Annotated in this window: 7 tRNA genes and 1 rRNA gene; all 8 read left to right on the top strand. The window is 45.5% G+C overall.

The window, feature by feature from the left end:
- Position 1: 1 nt before the first annotated feature.
- A 5S ribosomal RNA gene (gene rrf / locus MN581_RS10015) occupies positions 2-117 on the top strand.
- A gap of 13 nt (positions 118-130) precedes the next feature.
- Positions 131-203, top strand: a tRNA-Val gene (locus MN581_RS10010).
- Between the two features lie 9 nt (positions 204-212).
- Positions 213-285 (top strand) — tRNA-Lys (locus tag MN581_RS10005).
- A gap of 69 nt (positions 286-354) precedes the next feature.
- Positions 355-427 (top strand) — tRNA-Thr (locus MN581_RS10000).
- Positions 428-434: 7 nt separating this feature from the next.
- A tRNA-Gly gene (locus MN581_RS09995) sits at positions 435-506 on the top strand.
- A 14-nt stretch (positions 507-520) separates the two neighbouring features.
- Positions 521-606: transfer RNA gene (locus tag MN581_RS09990), tRNA-Leu, on the top strand.
- Between the two features lie 9 nt (positions 607-615).
- Positions 616-689: transfer RNA gene (locus tag MN581_RS09985), tRNA-Arg, on the top strand.
- A gap of 12 nt (positions 690-701) precedes the next feature.
- Positions 702-775: transfer RNA gene (locus tag MN581_RS09980), tRNA-Pro, on the top strand.
- The last annotated feature ends 178 nt before the right edge of the window (positions 776-953 follow it).

The raw sequence follows: 953 nt of genomic DNA, 5'->3' as shown, positions 1-953 counted from the left end.
GTGCGGTGACGATGGCAAGAAGGATACACCTGTAACCATGCCGAACACAGAAGTTAAGCTTCTTAGCGCCGAGGGTAGTGAAGGGTTTCCCTTTGTGAGAGTAGGACGTTGCCGTGCTTTTTGTATTGATGGAGGTTTAGCTCAGCTGGGAGAGCACCTGCCTTACAAGCAGGGGGTCAGCGGTTCGATCCCGTTAACCTCCATACATTTTTGACTCGTTAGCTCAGTTGGTAGAGCATCTGACTTTTAATCAGAGGGTCACTGGTTCGAGCCCAGTACGGGTCATTACTATATTAAGCCATAATACGAAAGTTAGTATTTTTTTGTTGTTTAAAATTCGTATTGATAGAACATGCCGGCTTAGCTCAGTTGGTAGAGCATCTGATTTGTAATCAGAGGGTCGAGGGTTCAAGTCCTTTAGCCGGCATCTATAAGCGGAAGTAGTTCAGTGGTAGAACATCACCTTGCCAAGGTGGGGGTCGCGGGTTCGAACCCCGTCTTCCGCTTTTCATAAGTTCTAGCCGGGGTGGCGGAACTGGCAGACGCACAGGACTTAAAATCCTGCGGTGAGTGATCACCGTACCGGTTCGATTCCGGTCCTCGGCATCATTAATAGCGCCCATAGCTCAACTGGATAGAGTGTCTGACTACGGATCAGAAGGTTAGGGGTTCGACTCCTCTTGGGCGCGTTTAATTTAATACGGGAAGTAGCTCAGCTTGGTAGAGCACTTGGTTTGGGACCAAGGGGTCGCAGGTTCGAATCCTGTCTTCCCGATTTTGAGATTTTTCTCAAAAAAAATTAAAAAAGTGTTGACAATAAGATGACAACTTGTTATGATATAAAAGTTGTTACGACAACAAAGTTTAGACCTTTGAAAACTGAACAAAGTAAGACGAACCAAATGTGTAGGGCGTTTCTACTATGTAGAAACAAACCATATTTAGTGAATACA

It is taken from the genome of Vagococcus sp. CY53-2, from assembly GCF_022604695.1.
In the GTDB taxonomy this organism is placed as follows: domain Bacteria; phylum Bacillota; class Bacilli; order Lactobacillales; family Vagococcaceae; genus Vagococcus.
The sequence above is the reverse complement of the archived record's forward strand: the minus strand, read 5'-3'. Positions and strand labels throughout refer to the sequence as shown.